The sequence below is a fragment of the Chryseobacterium antibioticum genome (assembly GCF_012927325.1).
GTDB classification, from domain to species: Bacteria; Bacteroidota; Bacteroidia; order Flavobacteriales; family Weeksellaceae; genus Chryseobacterium; species Chryseobacterium antibioticum.
This window is the reverse complement of record NZ_JABBGI010000033.1, coordinates 20,303-40,947: the sequence shown is the minus strand read 5'-3', so window position 1 is coordinate 40,947 and position 20,645 is coordinate 20,303. Positions and strand designations below refer to the sequence as shown.

9 protein-coding genes are annotated in these 20,645 nt (G+C 36.6%); 4 read left to right on the top strand and 5 right to left on the bottom strand.

What is annotated here, in order from left to right; translation table 11 throughout:
- The first annotated feature begins 6 nt into the window (after window positions 1–6).
- The 4 genes from HHL23_RS19730 (at window position 7) to argS (ending at window position 8,449) form a co-directional block, all read left to right on the top strand.
- Complete coding sequence (locus HHL23_RS19730; RefSeq protein WP_169236467.1) at window positions 7–1,632, top strand: SusD/RagB family nutrient-binding outer membrane lipoprotein; 1,626 nt, start codon at window positions 7–9, stop codon at window positions 1,630–1,632.
- 418 nt (window positions 1,633–2,050) lie between these two features.
- On the top strand, window positions 2,051–4,972 hold the full coding sequence (locus tag HHL23_RS19725; protein WP_169236466.1) for a SusC/RagA family TonB-linked outer membrane protein: 2,922 nt from the start codon (window positions 2,051–2,053) through the stop codon (window positions 4,970–4,972).
- A gap of 5 nt (window positions 4,973–4,977) precedes the next feature.
- A complete protein-coding gene (locus tag HHL23_RS19720; RefSeq protein WP_169236465.1) occupies window positions 4,978–6,552 on the top strand; it encodes a SusD/RagB family nutrient-binding outer membrane lipoprotein in 1,575 nt (524 codons plus the stop codon).
- Between the two features lie 136 nt (window positions 6,553–6,688).
- On the top strand, window positions 6,689–8,449 hold the full coding sequence (argS, locus tag HHL23_RS19715) for an arginine--tRNA ligase (protein WP_169236464.1): 1,761 nt from the start codon (window positions 6,689–6,691) through the stop codon (window positions 8,447–8,449).
- Window positions 8,450–8,554: 105 nt separating this feature from the next.
- Here argS and HHL23_RS19710 read toward each other — a convergent pair whose 3' ends face one another.
- The 5 genes from HHL23_RS19710 to ccoN all read right to left on the bottom strand — a co-directional run bounded on the left by HHL23_RS19710 (window position 8,555) and on the right by ccoN (window position 20,556).
- Window positions 8,555–9,493 carry a YihY/virulence factor BrkB family protein gene (locus tag HHL23_RS19710; RefSeq protein WP_169236463.1) on the bottom strand — a complete coding sequence of 313 codons (939 nt, stop codon included), beginning with the start codon at window positions 9,491–9,493 and terminating at the stop codon, window positions 8,555–8,557.
- A 75-nt stretch (window positions 9,494–9,568) separates the two neighbouring features.
- On the bottom strand, window positions 9,569–11,893 hold the full coding sequence (gene tamL, locus HHL23_RS19705; protein ID WP_169236462.1) for a translocation and assembly module lipoprotein TamL: 2,325 nt from the start codon (window positions 11,891–11,893) through the stop codon (window positions 9,569–9,571).
- Window positions 11,893–16,917, bottom strand: coding sequence for a translocation/assembly module TamB domain-containing protein (locus HHL23_RS19700; protein ID WP_185194897.1), 5,025 nt, complete (start codon window positions 16,915–16,917; stop codon window positions 11,893–11,895). The genes tamL and HHL23_RS19700 overlap by 1 nt, the downstream gene beginning before the upstream one ends.
- A 452-nt stretch (window positions 16,918–17,369) precedes the next feature.
- Window positions 17,370–18,257, bottom strand: a complete 888-nt coding sequence (locus HHL23_RS19695) for a cbb3-type cytochrome c oxidase N-terminal domain-containing protein (RefSeq protein ID WP_169236461.1) — start codon at window positions 18,255–18,257, stop codon at window positions 17,370–17,372.
- A 19-nt stretch (window positions 18,258–18,276) separates the two neighbouring features.
- Entirely contained in the window at window positions 18,277–20,556 is a 2,280-nt protein-coding gene (gene ccoN, locus HHL23_RS19690) for a cytochrome-c oxidase, cbb3-type subunit I (RefSeq protein WP_169236460.1), read from the bottom strand.
- Between the last annotated feature and the right edge of the window lie 89 nt (window positions 20,557–20,645).

Sequence of the window (20,645 nt, the reverse complement as noted above, 5' to 3'; positions counted from 1 at the left end):
ATCATAATGAAAAAGATATTAATACCAATTTTAGGAATGACTACGCTGCTGTTTTTTAATTCTTGCAGTGATGATTTCTTAGATGTTAATCAAAATGTGAATGAAGCTTATACCAATCAGGTAAGCCCTAAGGATAGGCTGTCAGCTGCTGAGTCTATAGTATTCAGAACACAGGGCAATACCATGAACAGATTTGGTAACCTGATGATGAATGCATGGGCAGGAAATATTTATTACTTTGCTTCTCCATATGGGGATGAATTCAGAATGGCTGCAGATGCGCAGTTTTATGATAATATTTGGGATAACCTTTATTTGGGAGTTTCCAACTTACAGTCTGTTATTGATGCTCCTGGTGCTGAAAATTATCCACACCATGTTGCAGCAGCGAAAGTGATGAAAGCTTACTATATGCAGATGATTGTAGATCTTTATAATGATGCTCCTTATTCTGAAGCATTTAAAGGACAGTCTAATAAGAATCCCAAATACGATAAATCTAAAGATATATATAAAGGATTGATGGTGGAGCTTAATCAAGCGTTGTTATTAATTGATAAGACGCCTGCTGCTTCTAATGCTTTAGTTTTTACTGAAGATCCAATATACCAGGCTACTGCTATTGCTAATAATGAAACACAAAATGTTGCTAACTGGAGAATATTTTGGAAAAAAATGGCAAATACAGTGAAACTTAAAATGTTAGTGAGATTGTCTAACTGTACTGATGCAGAGGTGACTACATGGAGAAATGCTGAACTTCAAGCAATGACTTTGCTTACTGCTAATCCAACTGTTAACTTTATTGATAAAGATGTAAAGATTAATCCAGGCTATGTTACTTCTACTCCAGACCAAAGAAACCCGTTCTATGGTACTTTCGGAAGAATTGACTTAGATGCACAAGATATAGGTCAGGATTTCAGGATTACTGTGGCGTCAGATCATATGATCAAAACGTTAAAAGGGGAAACAACTGAAACATCAGGGATTGTAGACAACAGAATCAGTAGGTTATTTAAGGCTAACGGAATGGGTGCTGGTAATAATACAGTGGTTAATATGAAAGGTCAGGTTCAGGGTGGTACCAAAGAAGTTGGAGCCGTTGAAGATGATTTTGCGACTTTGGGTGACTTTATGATTTATAATAGTGGTGCTGGAGCTACTCTTCCGGGGATTGTACTGACAGTTTCTGAAGTGAAATTTTTACAGGCTGAAGCTGCGGTAGTATATCCTGCTACAATGGCATTTAATGCCCAGACAAGCTTTAATGATGGTATTACTCAGTCGTTTGTAACATTTGGTTCTACACCAGCTGCTGCAGCTACTTATCTTACTGCAATAGCTGCAAAACCAGGAATGGGATGGGCTGCTACCGCTAACAAGATCCAGGCAATTCAGTATCAAAAGTGGGTTGCGTTGACCAATATTAACCCAACGGAGACTTACATCAGTTATACTAAAACTGGATATCCTCAGTTGCCGATGCCAATAGGATCTTACTACCCGTCAAGACCTAAGAGATTAATGTATCCGCAATCTGAGTATGTTTCTAATAGTGCCAATGTGCCGAATCCAAGTGTTAATGATATGTACAATATTAACGCTTATTCTCCTTTCTGGATGAAGTAACCGAAACAAATTTTTAATATATTTTATTACCGCCTTCGGGCGGTTTTTTTGTTTAATAAGCTTAATTTTTTCGTTGTTTAGGATGAAAAATGTAATATGTACAGCATTGTATGTTTTGGGATTTATTTTTGCTTTTTCAATATAAAGTGACTAATATATCTGATAATCAGCTTGTTATTGATGTGTGTTGTTAATATTCTAAATAGAAATTATCAATTAAAATGATTTGTGTTTTCCTAAAAAAAATATTGCTTAAATGATTTGTTTTTGTTAATTGTATTGATTTTAACTTATTTTAATAATTTTTTTAATCCTAATTTTAAAAATTAATGAATATTTAATAATTTTTTATGATTTTGTTTTGTATTTTTAAGAAAGTTTTACAAATTTGTAGAGTTACAAAAAATAATAATTTGATATGAAGAAACTAACAGCTAGTCTGCTTGTTTTGGTATTGTCTTCTTCGATTGCTATAGCTCACGCTCAGCAGAAGAATGATACTATAAAAACAAAAGAAATTGAGGGGGTAGTGGTAACTGCACTCGGAATTAAGAGAGAGAAAAAGTCTTTGGGATATGCTTCCCAAGAAATCAAAGGAGATATGATCTCTGATGCCGGACAAACTAATGCGGTAAGTGCATTATCTGGAAATGTTGCAGGGGTACAAGTTACCGCGCCAAGTACAATGGGGGGATCTACTAGAATTACTATGAGGGGTATCAGTTCTATTACTGGTGAAAACAGACCTTTGATTATTGTTGACGGGGTACCATTAGATAACTCAAATGTTAACGATATAGATACACAAAGAGGTGCTGGAGGTAGAGATTATGGAGACGCATCTTTTGATATTAATCCTGATGATATTGAAAGTGTAACTGTTTTGAAAGGAGGTCCTGCAGCTGCATTATATGGTTCAAGAGCTGGAAACGGTGCTATTTTGTATACCACTAAATCTGCTAAAAAGGGTAGAACGGATATTCAGTTAAATACAGGAGTAGCTTTTGAAAGTATTTATATCCGTCCTAAATTACAAAATCAATATGGTGGTGGATATTCTGCTACATTACCAACGGCCAATATAAATGGGCAAACCTATAACATACAGGAATACGAAACAGATGCTTCATGGGGACCAAAATATGATTCTAATTTGATGTATCTTCCATGGTATGCATTTGATCCTGAATTTTCTAGTGATTATTTGAAACCAGTTCCGTGGGTAGCTCCTAAAAATGATGTAGATTCTTTTTTTGATACAGGGGTAACGTATACTAATAACTTATCTGTAGCCAAGTCCTTTGGAGATACTAACGTAAGACTTTCATATACGAATACAAATATTGGAGGTATAGTTCCAACTTCTAAAATTAAGAAAGATAACTTTAGTATTAATCTTAACTCTAAATTATCTGATAATCTAAAAGCTGAAGCAATTTTTAACTATGTTCATACTGATGGTTACAATCGACCTGAATTAGGATATGGAGATAATTCTGTGGCTCAAAAATTTTATCAATTTGGCCAAAGAAATCTAGATTTTGTTAAGTTAAAAGATTATAAGCTTTCTAACGGAGGTCAAAGAACATGGAATAGAACAGCATGGAATGATCCTACACCATTATATTCAGACAACCCTTATTGGATTATTAATGAAAATACATCAGAAGATTCAAGGCATCGATTTTTTGGTAATGCAGGTTTAACATATAATTTTAACAAGAATTTTTACATTGTAGGTAAGGTCTATGGTGATGTATATTCTCAAAATATCAGCTCAAGAGTGGCAGTGGGTTCACAAGCTGTCTCTGATTATACTATAGAAAAAAGAAATGTATCAGAATTTAATTATGAGGGTAGAGCCCACTATAACAATAATTTTGGAGATTTTAGTGTAAACTCTTTTGTTGGATTTAATATTAGGGATAATAAGATGAGCTGGTTGAACGGCACTACCGTTGGAGGACTTGTCATTCCTAATTTGTATAATTTGAATAATGGCGTGGAAAACTCCTTAGCTACAAATGCATCTATTCATTCTTCAGTAAAAAGTTTATTTGGATCAGTTTCATTAGGATATAAAGATATGTTATTTGTAGAGGCAACGGGAAGAAATGACTGGTTTTCTTCTGTAAATGATGATCAATTTTATCCATCTATAACAGGTAGTTTTGTATTCTCAAAGGCATTAAGCATAGATTGGTTATCATTTGGTAAAGTTAGAGCAGGGTGGTCTAGTATTGCATCGGGGGGAGATGCATATAAAAGACTTACTTATACGGTGATCGGTATTCCTTTTAATGGGGCTCCTCAATATTCGAATCCAAATACAAATAATGATCCAAACATTAGGCCTGAGGTAAAAACGACTAAAGAGTTTGGTATAGAGGCTAGTTTCTTTAAAAATAGATTTGGTTTTGACGTAACGTATTATGATACTAAATCTAAAGATTTAATACTTCCATTACCAATTGACCCTGCTACAGGATTTTTATTTAAAAATATTAATGTGGGAGAAATGACTAATAAAGGTATTGAAGCAATGGTAAACGTTAGCCCAATCAGAAATGATAACTTTTCATGGGATATAACTTGGAATTTTGCTAAAAATAAAAATAAATTAGTAGAATTACAAGGGGATTTAAAGAATCATATTCTTACTAATGCACCATTTAGAGCTCAATTGGCAGCACAAGTAGGAGAAGCATATGGTGCTATATTAGGTACGGATTATGTGTATGATGCTAATGGAAATAGAGTAGTTGACGCCAATGGTTTCTATAAAGCTTCAGACCTTAAATCTTTAGGATCTATACTTCCTGATTATAATATGGGTTTTAGAAATACTGTTAAATATAAGTCATTAAGCCTATCTTTCTTAATAGATATTCAGCAAGGGGGTAAATATTTTTCAACTACACATATGTGGGGAATGTACTCCGGAATGTTGGAAGAATCTGCTTTGGGAGGAAACAGAGAGGCAGGTGTGATTCTTGATGGTGTTAAAGAAGATGGAACTAAAAATGATATTTTACTAGATGCACCTACATGGGGGGGAACTTATTATAATACGGTGGATGCACAAAATGTCTTTGATGCTAGCTATATAAAATTAAGAGATGTAACTATAGGCTATGATTTGCCAAAATCACTTATAGGAAATGTATTTCAAGGCATTAGAATTTCAGCGTTTGCAAGAAATTTATTTGCGTGGAACTTAGCTAATAAAGGAATTGACCCTGAAAATACATCTTATGGTTCTGGTAATATTCAAGGTATGGAAGGTGGATCTTTACCTTCAACAAGAACTTATGGGTTCAATGTTAACTTTAAATTTTAATTAAAATGAAAAAAATAGCTTTAATATTATCTGTTTTAACAATTTCATTAGTATCAAATAGTTGTTCAGATAAATTTGATGAAATCGATACTAATCCTAATTCAACAGATAAGCCATTAACTTACGGTTTATTCAATAGTGCCAATAAAGAATTGATGGACAATACAAGGGATGAATGGCAATCAGGCAGGATTGTTTTGCCGTGGGTACAATATTCTGCACAAAGAGCATATACAGAGGAAGACAGATATCAGTATAGACTTTCTACTGGGGTGTCATTATGGAGCTTTTCTTATAGGGTGGCTCAAGATTATAAGCAAATTATAGATCTTAATACTGATCCTGCTACGAGTACTCAGATGAGTGTTTATGGACCTAATAAAAATCAAATTGCAGCGGCAAGAGTAATGTTATCTTATGTGTTTCTTAACTTAGCAGATTCATTTGGAGATATTCCTTATTATTCTTATGGTAATAAAGATGCAGATTTTCAAGCTTTAAGTATTGGGGGAACTGCACAGCCTATTATACAGCCTAAATTTGCAAGTCAGCAAAAAGTTTACGCAGATATTATGAAAGAATTGAAAGAAGCTTCTTCAATGATTGATGCTAATGAAGTTGTTTTTACCAAAGGAGATGTTTTATTTGGATCTGGAGAAAAACTTAAAAGATTTGCTAACTCATTAAGATTAAGAGTAGCAACTAGAGTTAAAGGAGTTGTACCAGGTGCTGAAGCACATATTACAGATGCAATAGCTTCTGGAGTAATGCAATCTAATAATGATAATGTAGGAGTTACTTATGAAAATAATTTAATAAATCCTTCTCCTTTATATGATAACTTTAGAACCAGATCAGATTTTGCAATTTCTAAAACTTTTGTTAATTTATTGAAAGGTAATGTAGGGAACTTTAACCAGGACCCTAGATTATTTAAATTTGCTACACCTAAAGGAACAAATAAAGCTTTGATTTTGGATGGATCTGCCCCAGAATCGACTAATCCAGCCGATTTTAATGGTATGCCTTATGGAGTTCCTAGTTCTTTAGCACCAAGCCAAGCTGCAAGTTCAAACTTTTTTAGCAAGAATATTTTAAAACCAGATTATACTGAAATTTTAATGGAGTATTCTGAAGTTCAATTTTTATTAAGTGAAGCAAACGGTTGGTCGCAAACCAATTACGTAAACGGAGTGAGAGCATCAATGGAAAAATGGGGAGTAAGTGCAGCGACAATTAATAGTTTTGTTTCAGCATTACCAGCAGCTTCAAAAGCAAATGTTTTAACCCAGAAATACATTTCGTTGTTTATGCAGCCATATGAAGCGTGGGCAGAGTATAGAAGAACAGGTTATCCAAACACTTTATTATTACCTGGACAGACTGGTACTCTTAATGTAGCTTCTGGAGGTAATACCACTTATACTTTTACGTCTCTAATTGCAGGTCTTACAGATCTTCCTAAAAGATTATTTTATCCGACATCAGTACAAACTCTTAACACAGTTAATTATCAGGCTGCGTCTAATGCAATCGGTGGTGATAAGATGGATACTAAATTAATTTGGGATACCAATTAATATAATTTTAATATATTTAACATTCATATCAAATAACCGCCTTCGGGCGGTTTTTTTATTTCCGTATATTTGTATCTCAAAATATTTAGACGAAGCAGGCTGCTTCATCCGGCCTTTAAAAAAGTAATACATACACATGAATATTAAAGATATAATAGAAAAGAAACTTTCGGAGGTTATTTTAAATGTTTATCAGTTAAAAGAAATCAATCTGGAAGTTCAGGAAAATAAAACGGAATTTGAGGGTGATTTTACTATTGTTACATTTCCATTGGTAAAACAGCTGAAAAAGAATCCGGAAAGTATTGGCGTTGAACTCGGAGAAGCTTTGACGGAACAGTCTGATCTGTTCGAAAGCTTTAATGTAGTAAAAGGCTTCCTTAATGTTAAGGTGAAAAATCAGTTGTTTGTAGATAATTTCAGATCTGTGAGCAACGATTTTGACACCATAGAAAAGAAAAACTCGACGGTAATGGTTGAATATTCTTCTCCAAACACAAACAAACCGCTTCACTTAGGACATGTCAGAAATAATCTACTAGGCTTTTCTGTAGCACAGATTCTTAAAGAGGCTGGGTATGATGTGATTAAATCTCAAATCATCAATGACAGAGGGATTCATATCTGCAAGTCTATGCTGGCTTGGGGAAAATTCGGGCATGGTGAAACTCCGGAATCAACAAATATAAAGGGAGATAAATTTGTAGGAAACTATTATGTAGAATTTGATAAAAACTACAAAAAGGAAATTGCTGAACTTATTGAGCAAGGGTCAACCGAAGACCAGGCTAAAAAAGAGGCACCATCAATTGTTGAGGCTCAAAAAATGCTTTTAGATTGGGAAAGTGGTGATGAAACCGTAAGAAATCTTTGGAAAGAAATGAATTCCTGGGTTTATAAAGGTTTTAGTGAAACTTACAAAAGGTTAGGTGTTGATTTCGACCAGGTTCAGTATGAAAGTAATACTTATATTCTGGGGAAAGATTTGATTCAGGAAGGTTTGGACAAAGGTATTCTTTATCAGAAAGAGGATGGCTCTGTTTGGTGTGACCTTACAGACGAAGGCCTTGATCAAAAACTTTTGCTTCGTTCAGACGGAACTTCGGTGTATATGACTCAAGATTTAGGAACGGCAGTAGAGCGTTTTAAACAAAATAATATTCAGAAATTAATCTATACAGTAGGAAACGAACAGGATTATCATTTCCAGGTTTTATTTAAGATCATGAAAAAGCTTGGATACGGCTGGGCAGATCAGTTATTCCATCTTTCTTATGGAATGGTAGAGCTTCCTAACGGAAAAATGAAATCACGAGAAGGAACTGTTGTGGATGCTGATGAGCTGATGCAGGAAATGTATGAAACGGCAAAATCGATCACAACAGACTTAGGAAAACTAGAAGGACTTTCTGATGAAGAAAAAGAAATTTCTTATGAAGTAATAGGATTAGCTGCTTTGAAATATTTCATGCTCAAGGTAGATCCGAAGAAAAAAATGCTGTTTGATCCCGCTGAAAGTGTAGAGTTTTCAGGAAATACAGGTCCGTTTATTCTCTATACCTATGCACGTATTCAATCGCTGTTATCAAAAGCTGATGTAGATTATAAGGAAATTTCAGATGTTGCTTTAAATCAATTTGAAAAAGAACTGATCATGCTATTGACCAATTATAAAACAGTAGTTGCAAAATCGGCAGAAGCTTTAAGTCCTGCTTTGGTAGCCAACTATGTTTACGATTTAGTTAAGGCTTACAATTCATTCTATCAGAGCAATGTCATTTTGAAACTTGAAGATGAGAATTTAAAACAATTCCGTTTAAATCTATCAGACCTTACCGCTAAAACGATTAAAAAATCTTTAACGCTGCTCGGCATCGGAACCGTAAACAGAATGTAAAAAATAAAGCCTCCTGATTTTTTGGGAGGCTATTTTTTTGTAATATGTATTAATGATAAATAATCAATGAGGGGAAATCTGGAATCCTTCCACGCATCATAACGATTAACTCTCAGTTTTAACCTCCTCTTCACTTTTTCTTCTCTCCTCATACAGTTTTGCAGCGCTCCATTTTGCGTGTTTTGAAGGAACGATTTTATATCCTTTTTTATAAGTATACACTTTAGTAAATTCAGCTCCAAAAAAGACAAGCATACATGAATAATTGATCCACATCATAATTAAGATCACTGTTCCTGCAGTTCCAAAAGCAGAAGTCGGTTTGAAATTGCCAAAATACAGACTCAATAAGAATTTACCTAATGTAAATAAAATGGTAGTCAAAAAAGCACCTTTCCAAACTGGTTTCCAGCTGATTTGTACATCGGGAAGGAATTTGAACATTAATGCAAATAGCAGCATAACAAGCCCGAACCCTATTATAAAATTTACTAATTCAACTAATAAATAAGTCTCAAAACCGAAATAGGTAGTAATTATAGTATTAAAAACACTTATCAGTGAAGATAGAATCATCGTGATCATTAATAAAAATCCGATCATAAGAATCATTCCTAATGAATTGGCTCTGTCTAAAAGAAATTTTATTAAAGCTTTTTTAGGTGCAGACTGCACGTCCCAAAGACTATTCAGTGAATGTTGAAGTTGGAAGAATAAAGTCGTGGAACCAAAAATCAATGAACCGATACCCACGATCTTCATGAAGATATTTTGTTTGTCAATTAAAGCTCCCGCAATCATGCTTTCAACACTTTTTGACACTTCTGTTCCCATAATTCCGCTAATCTGGTTGCTTATTTCACCGCGAATAGCTTCTTCACCGAAAAAATTACCTGCGATCCAAATAATAATGATCAACAACCCCGGAATGGAAAAAATAGCATAGTACGCTAAACTTGCAGAATCTCTTGATGCATTTGAATCATTCCATTCATCGAAAGTTTCTTTTAAAATCTCCCAGAAAAATTTTACGTTTTTAACCATACAATTGTTTAAACTGATCAAAAAAAGCACAAGACAAATGATTTAATTGTCTGGAATCTGAATTCTAATATCTCATTAGAAAGGATATCCGATGGCTAAATTGAAAACTAAATTATCTTTTCTCCATTGCGAATCTCCGAAATTGATTCGGTCAAATGCCCATCGGTCTCCTTTTTCATAATAAGGAACCCGTAACGGCATTGCTAGATCCAGCCTTAAAATTAAGATAGAGAAATCAAGTCTTAGACCAACTCCGGCTCCAACGGCAATTTCACTTAAAAATTCTTTTGAAAACTTGCCTCCTGGTCTGGTTGAATCTTCATTTATTAGCCAAACATTTCCTGCATCAACAAAGGCGGCTACGTTTAAAAATTTATATAGATTGGCGCGGTATTCTGCATTCAATTCTAATTTGATATCTCCCGCTTGATCTAATAGAGTACCTTTTTTAATTGTTCGTGGGTCAAAACTTCCAGGTCCCAAAGTTCTTGCACGGAAAGCACGAATGCTGTTGCTTCCCCCTGCAAAAAACTGTTTGGAGAAAGGAATGAATTCCGAATTTCCATAGGGATAGGCTATTCCGCCGATAAACCTGCTGGCGAATGAACTCTTTTCAGTGAATTTATGATAGAACCTAAAATCATTCTCGATTTTTGCATACTGACTGAATGGAATTCCAAATATTTTTTTCTCCTTATCGTTTTTGACGTTGGCACCTGTTACCAAACCGGTAATATTTCCAGCTAAATCCAACGTCCCTTTATAATAAATGGTGGTAGGCTTGGACAACATGGTATTGGTATACGTATACGAGTAAGTTGGCCCGAAAATAAGTTGCTTCGCAACGACTCTTTGTGCAGCAGGAGTGGTTGCCTGCTTGTAAAACTCATCAGTTACATTGGCAGGAGATACCAAAGTAATGTCAATGACCTTTAAATCATGCTCCTTTCTGGCGTTCTCTTTCCATACATAGCCAAATGCAGCATTAAAATTATTAAGAGTATAAAGTTGAGTGCGATTTTGAAATTCATACCCCAAAGTAATATTTGTTCTTGGAACAAAAGCACTTGAAGAATTGAAACGAAAAGGCGCTACAATTCTCGGAATCGAAAGCTGCACATTCGTTCCTGCACGGAATAGATTCTGTGCATTTTCCTGTCCTCCCATCTGGAAATCAAAGGCTCCATAAACGGCTGCTTTAAACTGTTCGGCTCCTTTGAAGAAGTTTCTGTGCGTCCAGTTCAGGTTTAGTTCACTACCTGCATAGTTGGCGGAATTGGTTCGTCCCAAAGCTTCCAGTCTGAGTGACTGAATTTGTCTCGGTGTCAATAAATAATAAGTATCAAATTGATGTTTTAATGAATCTGAAACAATGAATTCATTTTTTACAAACTTAAAAACACCCAAGCTGATCAGACGGTTAAGGGTAAGATTATGATTGGAACGGTTATAAAGATCTCCTTTCTTAAAATATAATGCCCTGTCGAAAATTTTGGGTTTGAATTTATGTTGAGGGTCAATTACATAGATGTCGTCATAAGCATATTTGGACAGTGAATCAGGATTCATCGGAACACTGTACTTGCCTCTTTTTACATCCTGAATATTATAATTTGGAAAGACAATGACCTTATCAATACTGAACTGTTTCGTTGCCAGATCCGGAGTGTCTTCTTTAAGTTTTACGTTAACTTCAACCTTATGATTTTTACTTACTGTACTGTCTGCCTGAACAATAATATTATCGGGGCTGAAATAATAGAAGCCTCTTTCTTTTAAGCCATTATCAATACGTTCCCTTTCGTTTTTAATCACATCAAGATCGAAAGGCTGTCCGGATTTAAGTAAAGTTTTATGGGCGAAATTTTGAATTTCTTTGTTGACCAGTGATGAATCCTGTTGAAACTTAACATGACTTACAAAATACCTTGCACCAGGTCTTAAAGTGTAAATAACCTGAGCTTTTTTGTTTTTGGAAACCGTATCATAGGTAGCTTTTGCATTAAAATATCCTTTGTTTTCAGAATAATTTTCAATGATTTTTCTGTTGAATTCACGATCTACATCTCCTAGTAATACAGGTTTTTCACCTACTTTATATTTTAGCCAGTAATTAAAACCTTTATCTTTTTTGGGTTCTTTGGCAATGTTGTAGAAATATAATTTCGGACGGAGACCTAATAAGGTGGAATTGGGTTTAGGAACCAAATTCTCCTCCAAAGCAGCCTTGAGCTCCTTTTTTTCATTCTTCGAAAGGCTGTCATTTTCTATTTTTACTTCTCCGCCGGTGTAAAGCATCTGTCCCTGCTTCAGATATTTGGTATTGCTGCATGAAAGAGTAGCTGCGGTAAGGCCCGAAGCGAACAGATATTTACAATATATATTAAGTCTGCTTTTCATTATTTAAATTCTACCACTTGGTTATTTTTGTTTTCTTTTTTGCGTCTTTCCTTCTTGGTTTTTTGGAAAATCTCACGGAATTTATCATAGTCTAAAGTAATGATAAAGCCTACTCCCGTTTCTATGATCTGCCCCTGAAGCGCCACCTGATATTCATCCTTACGATAAGCCCGAAGCATGTATCTTCCGTCTTTTGAAAGGCTGTAATCTACGGTAACATTTCCTGCGATGTTTGTTGTACTTTCGTTTTGACGTGCTTCCCCTTCCAGTGCAAAATTACTTCCCACGGAAACCTTCAGACGGTCATTCAGTAGTTTTTTACTTACGCCTACATTCAGGTCGGTTCTTGTATTTTTTGTTCCGGTGGAATAATCCTCAGAAGAATCAAGACCTAAATCTATATCAACTCCTTTGATCAAACCTGAGGCAAGATTGTTTAGCTGTTGGGAAAGAATTTTACTCACACTTTGTCTGGCCATCATTTCAGCCGACATTCCGGCACCGGATTCAAAAGGATTTTCCCCAATGAAACGGTTCAGTAAAAGAAGGGCGAAAACCTGTTTATTCATTTCCGATTCCTGAGTTCGGAGCTGTGTAAGTTTTTGGTCAACAACATCGGTTACCGCAGATGAAACAGAATTATTTTTTTCGGCCGTAGTTATATCAAAACTGATTTGCGGTTTTAGAAGTTCACCTTTCATTTTTAATAAGGTATTGAAAGGAATTCTTTGTTTAAGTTGACTCAATAAAGACGCATCATCAACCTGTTGCTCAACGAGGTCAATAGGTGGAGCTTCCGTTTTATAGACTGCTGTGATGTCCATAATCGCTGCAGTCGGTTCTCCGGTCCAGGTAATGGTACTTCCTTTCTGAATATCAAATTTACGCTTCAGAAGACTTACCGAAAGTTCATAAGAACCTTTTTCCACTTCATACACGCCTACAAGAGTTGTTTTTCCTGAAGGATCAATTCCTCCGGTTAATTCTGCTTCACCTTGTAGTTTTACAAAATCTCCGTTAGCCTTATCAATAACAATAGACATTTTAGCTTCCTTGCTGACTTCAATATTCACACTTACATCCATTCCTTTGAAACTGCTTTGTGCTTTCAGAGAATCAGCCTTAATCGTTTTGTTTAAAACGACCTGATCCTGATCGATGAACTCTACAATCCCGTCTCTTTCCTGAAGAGATGGACTGGACTGAGGAAGGACAAAGGTGAAATCAGTATCATCAGAAACAGAAAGTCTGCCGTCAACTTTTGGAAGATCTAAGTTTCCTCTGATATGAAGTCCTGCATCAATAGCGAGAATTCCATACATCATTGCATCATTGGATTTTTCTGAATTAACTACTTTGAAATCTTTGGCGTTCACATCAAGATTAAATGCGAAATCCCTGTAGGTCTGTGTAAGAACCTGCCCGTTGATGACAAGAGAATTTCCGTCCTTATCATTTATTTTGAACTTATTAAATTCAATTCCCCGGTTTGTAAAATCAATTTCATCATTCAGTTTTCTGAAATCACTGCCTGTTTTGGCAATTTCAAGTCCTGCATCATTAAATTTTACTTTCCCTAAGATATTCGGTTTATCCGTATTTCCGGTGATCTTTAAATTCCCTGAAATATAGCCTTCCGTATTCGTTATGGCATTCATGGAAAAGCCCTGAACACTCTTCATCTGAAGTTTATTGATCGCCATATTCAGATCAAATGTGCTTGAAGAAGTATTGTAATCTCCAAGAATTTTCACATCGTTATTATTGCCGGAAAGGGCAACATCAGCATTTAAAATATTCGAGGAGGTATTATTTACTTTTACAGCAAGGTTTCCAACTGCATTTCCATAGACGATCAGGTCTGAAATATTCAGATCGGAAGTGAAGGTCATGTTTTTTGTAACATCCCGAAGTTGTGCCGTTCCGTTGATCGTTCCCCTTGCCAGCACCGTATCTTTTTTGATCAGTTCTGTGATGGTTTCAATTTTAAAATCTTTCAGTGCAACATTCAATGGACTGGTTGGACTGTCGGTTTCAGATTGAAGTGAGATCTGACTGCCTGCATTCGACAAAACAAAATTATCTGCCAAAATCCCTTTGCTGCTGATCTGGATCTTGTTGTTATCCGCAACATTCCAATCCGAGTAATTTAGTTTTAAACCATTTGGGTTTAAAGAAATTTCTGTGATGTCATTCAAAGACTTGGCGTTTCCTGCGATCAGAAACTGTGTGGCATCTTTATCGTCTTTCGTGGTGATATTGTAGTTGATTATATTATCTGCAACGTCTCCACTCACAGCCACTTTTTTCAAAGTGAAGCTGGAGCTTTTTAAAGCGGCTACATCAAGACCGTATTGTAAAGCCTGATTTTCATTGGTTACTTTTAAAGCTACGTTTTCCAAAGAATTTTCACCATACAACAGCTGCGGAATTTGCCCGTCAATTTCTATTTTTTGAGAATCAGCATCATAATTTCCTGCTAAATTGATGGTTTCAAAACTTTTCAGATCCGGAACAAACTTTCTGATCAGATCATCATTTTTGATCTTCGCATTGAATGTGAAAAACTGCCCCGGATCAATTTTCTGACCTTTAGCGGGTTTCTGGAACTGATAATACTGATTGATGGTCTGTGTTAAAGCACCAAAGATCTGTGTCAGTTTATATTTTCCCTTTAAAGAAATATCAGCGATTTGAGAATTGAAAATGATCTGTGTGGAATCCTGGGTAGAAGAGGCCTTCAGGTTCACTTCCTGTACAGGATAAACTTCTTTGGTATCTGAAAAAGCGAAATCTTTTAAATTTAAATAACCATTCAGGGCATCCGGATCAAGGCTTGAAAAATCTCCGTCGATCTTTCCTGCGATAATCATGGGCTTCTCATAGAAACCAAGTTTATTAACATCAAGCTTGATCACCTCACCGTTGATTTTTACTGTAGGATTTTTTTCGTTATAAACTCCCGACGCTATTAAATTCAGATTTGCATTCGGATCTTTTGAGTTTAAAACAATGTTATAAACTCCTTTATTAATTTTGCCTGTCAGATCCATATTCTGGTAGCGGTATCCTTTATAGACAGCCGATGCTACATGACCTTTCAGATCTGCTTTTGCATTTTTGAAATCAAAGCTTTCGCCTTTTGCGGAGATCTGAGCGGTAATAGCTCCAATATCTTTATTCTTAATGATCTTTCCAACCTGGATGCCCTGAAGATTGGCTTTTACATCATACAGCTCACGGTTTTTTCTGCTCATATCCACATCTGCAACAATCGCGGCGTTTCCAAAGGTAGAGTAGAGGTTCAGGTCTGCTTTTACGACTTTAGTAGTTCCTTTTGCACTTCCTTTGATACTGAAATGAGAAGGCAGCGAAATATTGGAAGGAATGGTATTTTTCGGAACAAGATTGTAAACTGTTTTAGCTTCAGCTGAAAATTCTCCGATCCTTAAATCATAAGACAGGTTTTCAGGTTTCATCGCATTTTTTATTCTTCCGGATGCCGCAACTCTCAACTGGTCTAAACCTGAAACTTTAAGATCTTTGATCAATAGGTCATTCACCATTCCCTGAACGTTGGCATTAACATTCAATATAGCATTCGGATATTTGTTAAAGGGAGCTGTATTTCGTAAAGTCGGAACAATATTCAGAATATCTGCGAAACCGATTTTGGAATCTTTGATGTTGGCTGAAATTTTTACCGTACCCGGATTTGAAGTCAGTTGATCAAGGGAATCATAATTTAAAATCACCTCATCACGGATCAGCGTTTTGGGAGTCTGTAAATAAAGATCTTTTAAATAAGCCTGCTTTTCCGCATACACAAAATCTGTATTGAATTTCTGAATATCCAGACCTTTTCCTTCCTTAATTTCCGCTGAATTGACAGTTCCTGCAAAAGTGTTGTTCTCCATTTTGAAGCTTCTTACTTCCACGTTCATTTTGGAAAAATTCATGTGGTTGAAATCCATTCCCTGTTTTGTTGGAGCGATCGCGGTGTTGTTGTAGACGGCTTTTACATCATTCAGGACAAGTTTTCCAAGGAGTACCTTCATGGCTTTATCCTGATCTGCAACTTTCGAAACTTCAGGTTCTTTTTGGTCTTTCGGATTAGCGTTTTGGGCAGGAAGATAAAGGTTGGCATTAATATCTGCCCCGGAAAGGAAAACATTGGAAATATTATAGGAATTATTTTCAAGATCCAGTTTATTGACCTTTGTACTTAATTCTTTGAACAGAACCTTAGCGAATGTTTTGGTATTGTCATCACCGTAATCGATATCGAAATTGGTGAGTTTGATTCCTCTCAGTCCAATATTCATCGGCTTTTTGTCATTGAGGGAATCTACCTTTTTTTCTACTTTTTTAGAAACTTCTTCGAGCAGGTCCTGCTTTAATTTGAGTTTAAGTCCGTCAAGATTAATATCATTAACGGCATAGGTATTTTTATTAAGGTCAAATGTTTTAACCCTTGTATCAAATGATTTGAAATACAATTGAATATCATTCCTCGACTGCTGGTCGTTGAACGTCACCCCAATATCTTTTAAATTGATCTTATCAAGCGAAATGATAAAAGGTTTGGAAGAGCTTTCCTCCTTATCACTGGTCGCAAAAGCATTGATGATATAATCAAAATTGAATGTCCCGTTGGGTTTCCGTACCACATTGGCACGCGCTCCTTCAAGATCTACAGAAGTAATGTCGGCAGTGGAACTGATGAGCTTCATCATATTTAGGCCAACGTCCAGTTTTCTGACAGCAAGAAGTGTGTCTACATCTTGTCCTTTAAGGTAAAGGTTTTCCATTACAAGACTGTTTGGAAAGCCAATGTAAACCCTTTCAAGACTGACTTTGGTCTTGATCTTTTTTTCAAGATACACGACGAGTTTGTCTTTGATGAAGTTTTGAACGGCAGGAAGCCTTAAGCTCAGGATCAGAAGGGTAAGGAAAACCAATATCGAAATAAAGGTTATTGCAATACGTTTTAAAAGTTTTCTTTTGTTTATTTTCAGTTTCAAATGCGTTCAGGTTTCTAACAAAGATAAGAATACTATTTCATTAGTCCTTTGTTGTGGTATCCTATTGCAAGTGCAAAAATCCTGCCTTGGCTGTCCTGATATGGAATTTAGTCTAGTAGTTGTCAAGTGAATAGTTGATATAGACAACCAAGGTTTGGATTTTTTGTTAAAAAAAGCCCCCTTTATATCATTTTTAATAGTTGAAAAGGTTAGCAAAAATGAAAATTCAAATGTTAGATAAGTTGTAAAGGGGGCAAGGAATATATGGAGATAATAAATTTTTATTAATTATTAATTTACTTGAGTTAAGGGGCTGGAAGAGCGATGCTGGAAGTTAATATTGGATACTCATTTTTAACAGTTATCGTAGGCTTAAAAAAAATAATAAAATGGTTCTGTAGGTCTGCTTTTGGACCTCAATAAATTCCCTCTGCCAGCTTCAAACTTCCTGATTAATTATTTGCGTTTTCCCATTTTACTTCTTTACCCTGAGGAGCGGCACCGCCCTGAGCCGGAGTAATAGGAGCCGTTTCCTGATTGATGTGATAGATATAGGCTGCAATTTTTTCAGCGTCCCTGCCGCTGATGGTTCCTTCTTTAATAAAAGGTCGCATCGTAGGATTATTCGGTGAACCGTTTTCAAGCATCCAGAAAACATTTTTAAACAGACTTTTCTCTTTGATATTGATCCAGTGTGTATCCGTAAGATTTGGGCCAATACCTCCTTTTCCGCCGTCACCATGACAGGTTACACAGTTGGTTTTAAAAAGTTCCTGACCTTCTGCGATATGGTCTGCATTGTACTTTGCCGTTTCCAGATCAATCTGGGGTGCTGTTTTTTCATATTCTGCTATCGATGCCAGCATTGTAGTGGTTTCTTTGTTTAATTCCGCTTCAGGATGAGCATATTCTGTAAAGGCAAAGGCGGTCATATATACGACACAGAATATACATCCAAACCAGAACAGACCTATCCACCATTTCGGAAGCGAGTTGTCGAGTTCTGTAATCCCGTCAAAACCATGGTCGATAAGAATGTCTTTTTCTTCCGTAGCAGACTGTTTTTTAAACGCTGAATTCCAAAGCTTCTGATAATAAGGAATACTTTTTTCTGCTAAATATTCTTTCTTTTCCTCTTCTGACAGCCTGCTGAAGCTTTCATTTTCTACCAGATCTCCAATCGAATTCATGATCAGAAGAAGAATTACAGTGATCACAATAAGCGCCCAGAAAAATGGCGAGGAAAAATAACCTGAATCTCCGGCGAACATTTCAAACGCCATGATCGTTAATCCTATCGTTGTTGCGATATATATTGAAATTGGGGTTCTCTTTTTCATTGCAATACAATTTTATAGGTTACTCAGCACTTGCCGTCTGGATCTGTGTTGTTTTAATATCGGTTCCTAATCTTTGCAGGTAGGCAATCATCGCTACAATTTCTCTCTGCTCAAGCGGAACATAAGATACCCCTTTTGCGGCTTTTTCTTTTTCCATCTGATCTTTCAGATCATTAGCTTCAGAGTAAATTCTTTGTACAATGGCTTTGGACTGGTTGTCTGCCCATTGGTTGGCAGAATCTATTTCAGCTTTTGAATAGGGTACATCGAAAGTGTTTTTCATTAACCTCATCTTGTCCACCATTTGAGTGCGGTCCAGCTTATTCGTGATCAGCCATGGGAAACGCGGCATAATGGAACCTGCAGATGTAATTCTCGGGTTGTACATATGTTTAAAATGCCATGAATCCGGGTTTCTGCCACCTTCTCTGTGAAGATCCGGTCCTGTTCTCTTGGATCCCCATAAGAAAGGTCTGTCATAAATAAACTCTCCGGCTTTTGAATACTGTCCGTTTTTACCCTCAAATCTTACGATCTCATCACGGAAAGGTCTGATCATCTGTGAGTGGCATGAGTTACATCCTTCACGAACATACAGATCTCTTCCTTCCAGTTCAAGCGGTGTGTAAGGCTTTACAGCGGTGATTGTCGGAACGCTTTGTTTTAATGATAATGTCGGAACGATTTCTATTAATCCGCCTATGGCTACCGTGATGAAAGCCAGGATGGACAGTAATTTTGGAGTTCTTTCCAGCCAAAGGTGTACGCCTTCGCCTTCTTTTCGTGAGCTACCGATATCTGCCAGTGCAGGAGCTTCTGCAGGAACTTCTTTCTGGAATGAGCCTGATCTTACGGTTCTGATCACATTCACCACCATTAAAATAGCACCTGAAAGATAAAGGATACCTCCTAAGAATCTCATTTTAAAATAAGGAATGATTGCCGTTACCGTATCCAGCCAGTTTTTATACATTAATGTACCATCCGGATTGAACTGTTTCCACATCAACCCCTGAGTGAATCCTGAGATATACATGGGAACTGCGTAGAAAATAATTCCTAATGTCCCCAGCCAGAAGTGCCAGTTGGCTAATTTTTTAGACCATAACGGTGTTCTCCACATGATCGGAACCAGATAATAAACAACTCCGAAGGCCATAAAACCGTTCCATCCAAGCGCTCCTAAGTGTACGTGCCCAATCACCCAGTCCGTGTAGTGCCCGATTTTATTTAAAGATTTCGTGGCTAACAGAGGTCCTTCGAAAGTAGCCATACCATAACAGGTAATCGCTACCACAAAGAATTTAAGGATCGGATTTTCTCTTACTTTATCCCAGGCTCCTCTTAAGGTAAGAAGACCATTCAGCATTCCTCCCCATGAAGGTGCGATGAGCATGATAGAAAACCCTGTTCCTACAGCCTGAGCCCATGCCGGAAGCGCCGTATACTGAAGGTGGTGAGGACCAGCCCATAGGTAAACGAAAATCAGCGACCAAAAGTGAATAATGGATAATTTATAGGAGAATACGGGACGCTGTGCCGCTTTCGGCATGAAGTAGTACATCAGACCTAATACCGGAGTGGTCAGTACGAATGCTACGGCGTTGTGACCGTACCACCATTGTACAAGAGCATCTTTTACACCGGCATATACAGAATAGGATTTCCAGCTTGTGAATGATAGGGGAACTTCAAGATTATTAAAGATATGCAGCATGGCTACGGCAATCCAGGTTGCGATATAGAACCATATGGCTACATAAAGGTGTCTTACTCTTCTCTTCGCAATGGTTCCGAACATATTGATTCCGAAAATAACCCATGAGAAAGTGATCAGAATATCAATCGGCCATTCGTGTTCTGCATATTCTTTGGATGTATTGATTCCCATTAAGAATGTTATGACTACGGCAACGATCATCAGTTGCCAGCTCCAGAAGTGGATCCATGAAAGCGTATCGCTGTACATTCTTGTTTTTAAAAGTCTCTGCATACTGTAATAAGCACCGCAGAAAAAAGAATTACACACAAAAGCAAAAATAACGGCACTCGTATGAAGCATTCTGATCCTTCCGAATCCCATAGCACCCTGCGTGTTAATCAATCCTTGAATATTTCCGCTTCTCAAACTCTGGATTGTCGTATCATCTGTCCCGAATAAAAACTCAGGCAACTCAGGGTAGAAAAGCATCAGCGCAGCCGAAAGTCCCAGCAGAAAGCCGACCAGCCCGAATACGATAGTAGCATACAAGAATGCTTTGACAATATTATTGTCATAATTGAATTTTTGCGTCTCCATAATTCCAATTGTGTTGTACCGAAGTGATATTTATCCTCTGAAATCGGATGGTAATAACCTTGATTTGTATGAAAATATAAATATCATGT

Bases quoted from the DNA above. Each gene is read 5' to 3' on its own strand.
- HHL23_RS19730 (WP_169236467.1), top strand. From the start codon at position 7: ATGAAAAAGATATTAATACCAATTTTAGGAATGACTACGCTGCTGTTT.
- HHL23_RS19725 (WP_169236466.1), top strand. From the start codon at position 2,051: ATGAAGAAACTAACAGCTAGTCTGCTTGTTTTGGTATTGTCTTCTTCG.
- HHL23_RS19720 (WP_169236465.1), top strand. From the start codon at position 4,978: ATGAAAAAAATAGCTTTAATATTATCTGTTTTAACAATTTCATTAGTA.
- argS (WP_169236464.1), top strand. From the start codon at position 6,689: ATGAATATTAAAGATATAATAGAAAAGAAACTTTCGGAGGTTATTTTA.
- HHL23_RS19710 (WP_169236463.1), bottom strand. From the start codon at position 9,493: ATGGTTAAAAACGTAAAATTTTTCTGGGAGATTTTAAAAGAAACTTTC.
- tamL (WP_169236462.1), bottom strand. From the start codon at position 11,893: ATGAAAAGCAGACTTAATATATATTGTAAATATCTGTTCGCTTCGGGC.
- HHL23_RS19695 (WP_169236461.1), bottom strand. From the start codon at position 18,257: ATGAAAAAGAGAACCCCAATTTCAATATATATCGCAACAACGATAGGA.
- ccoN (WP_169236460.1), bottom strand. From the start codon at position 20,556: ATGGAGACGCAAAAATTCAATTATGACAATAATATTGTCAAAGCATTC.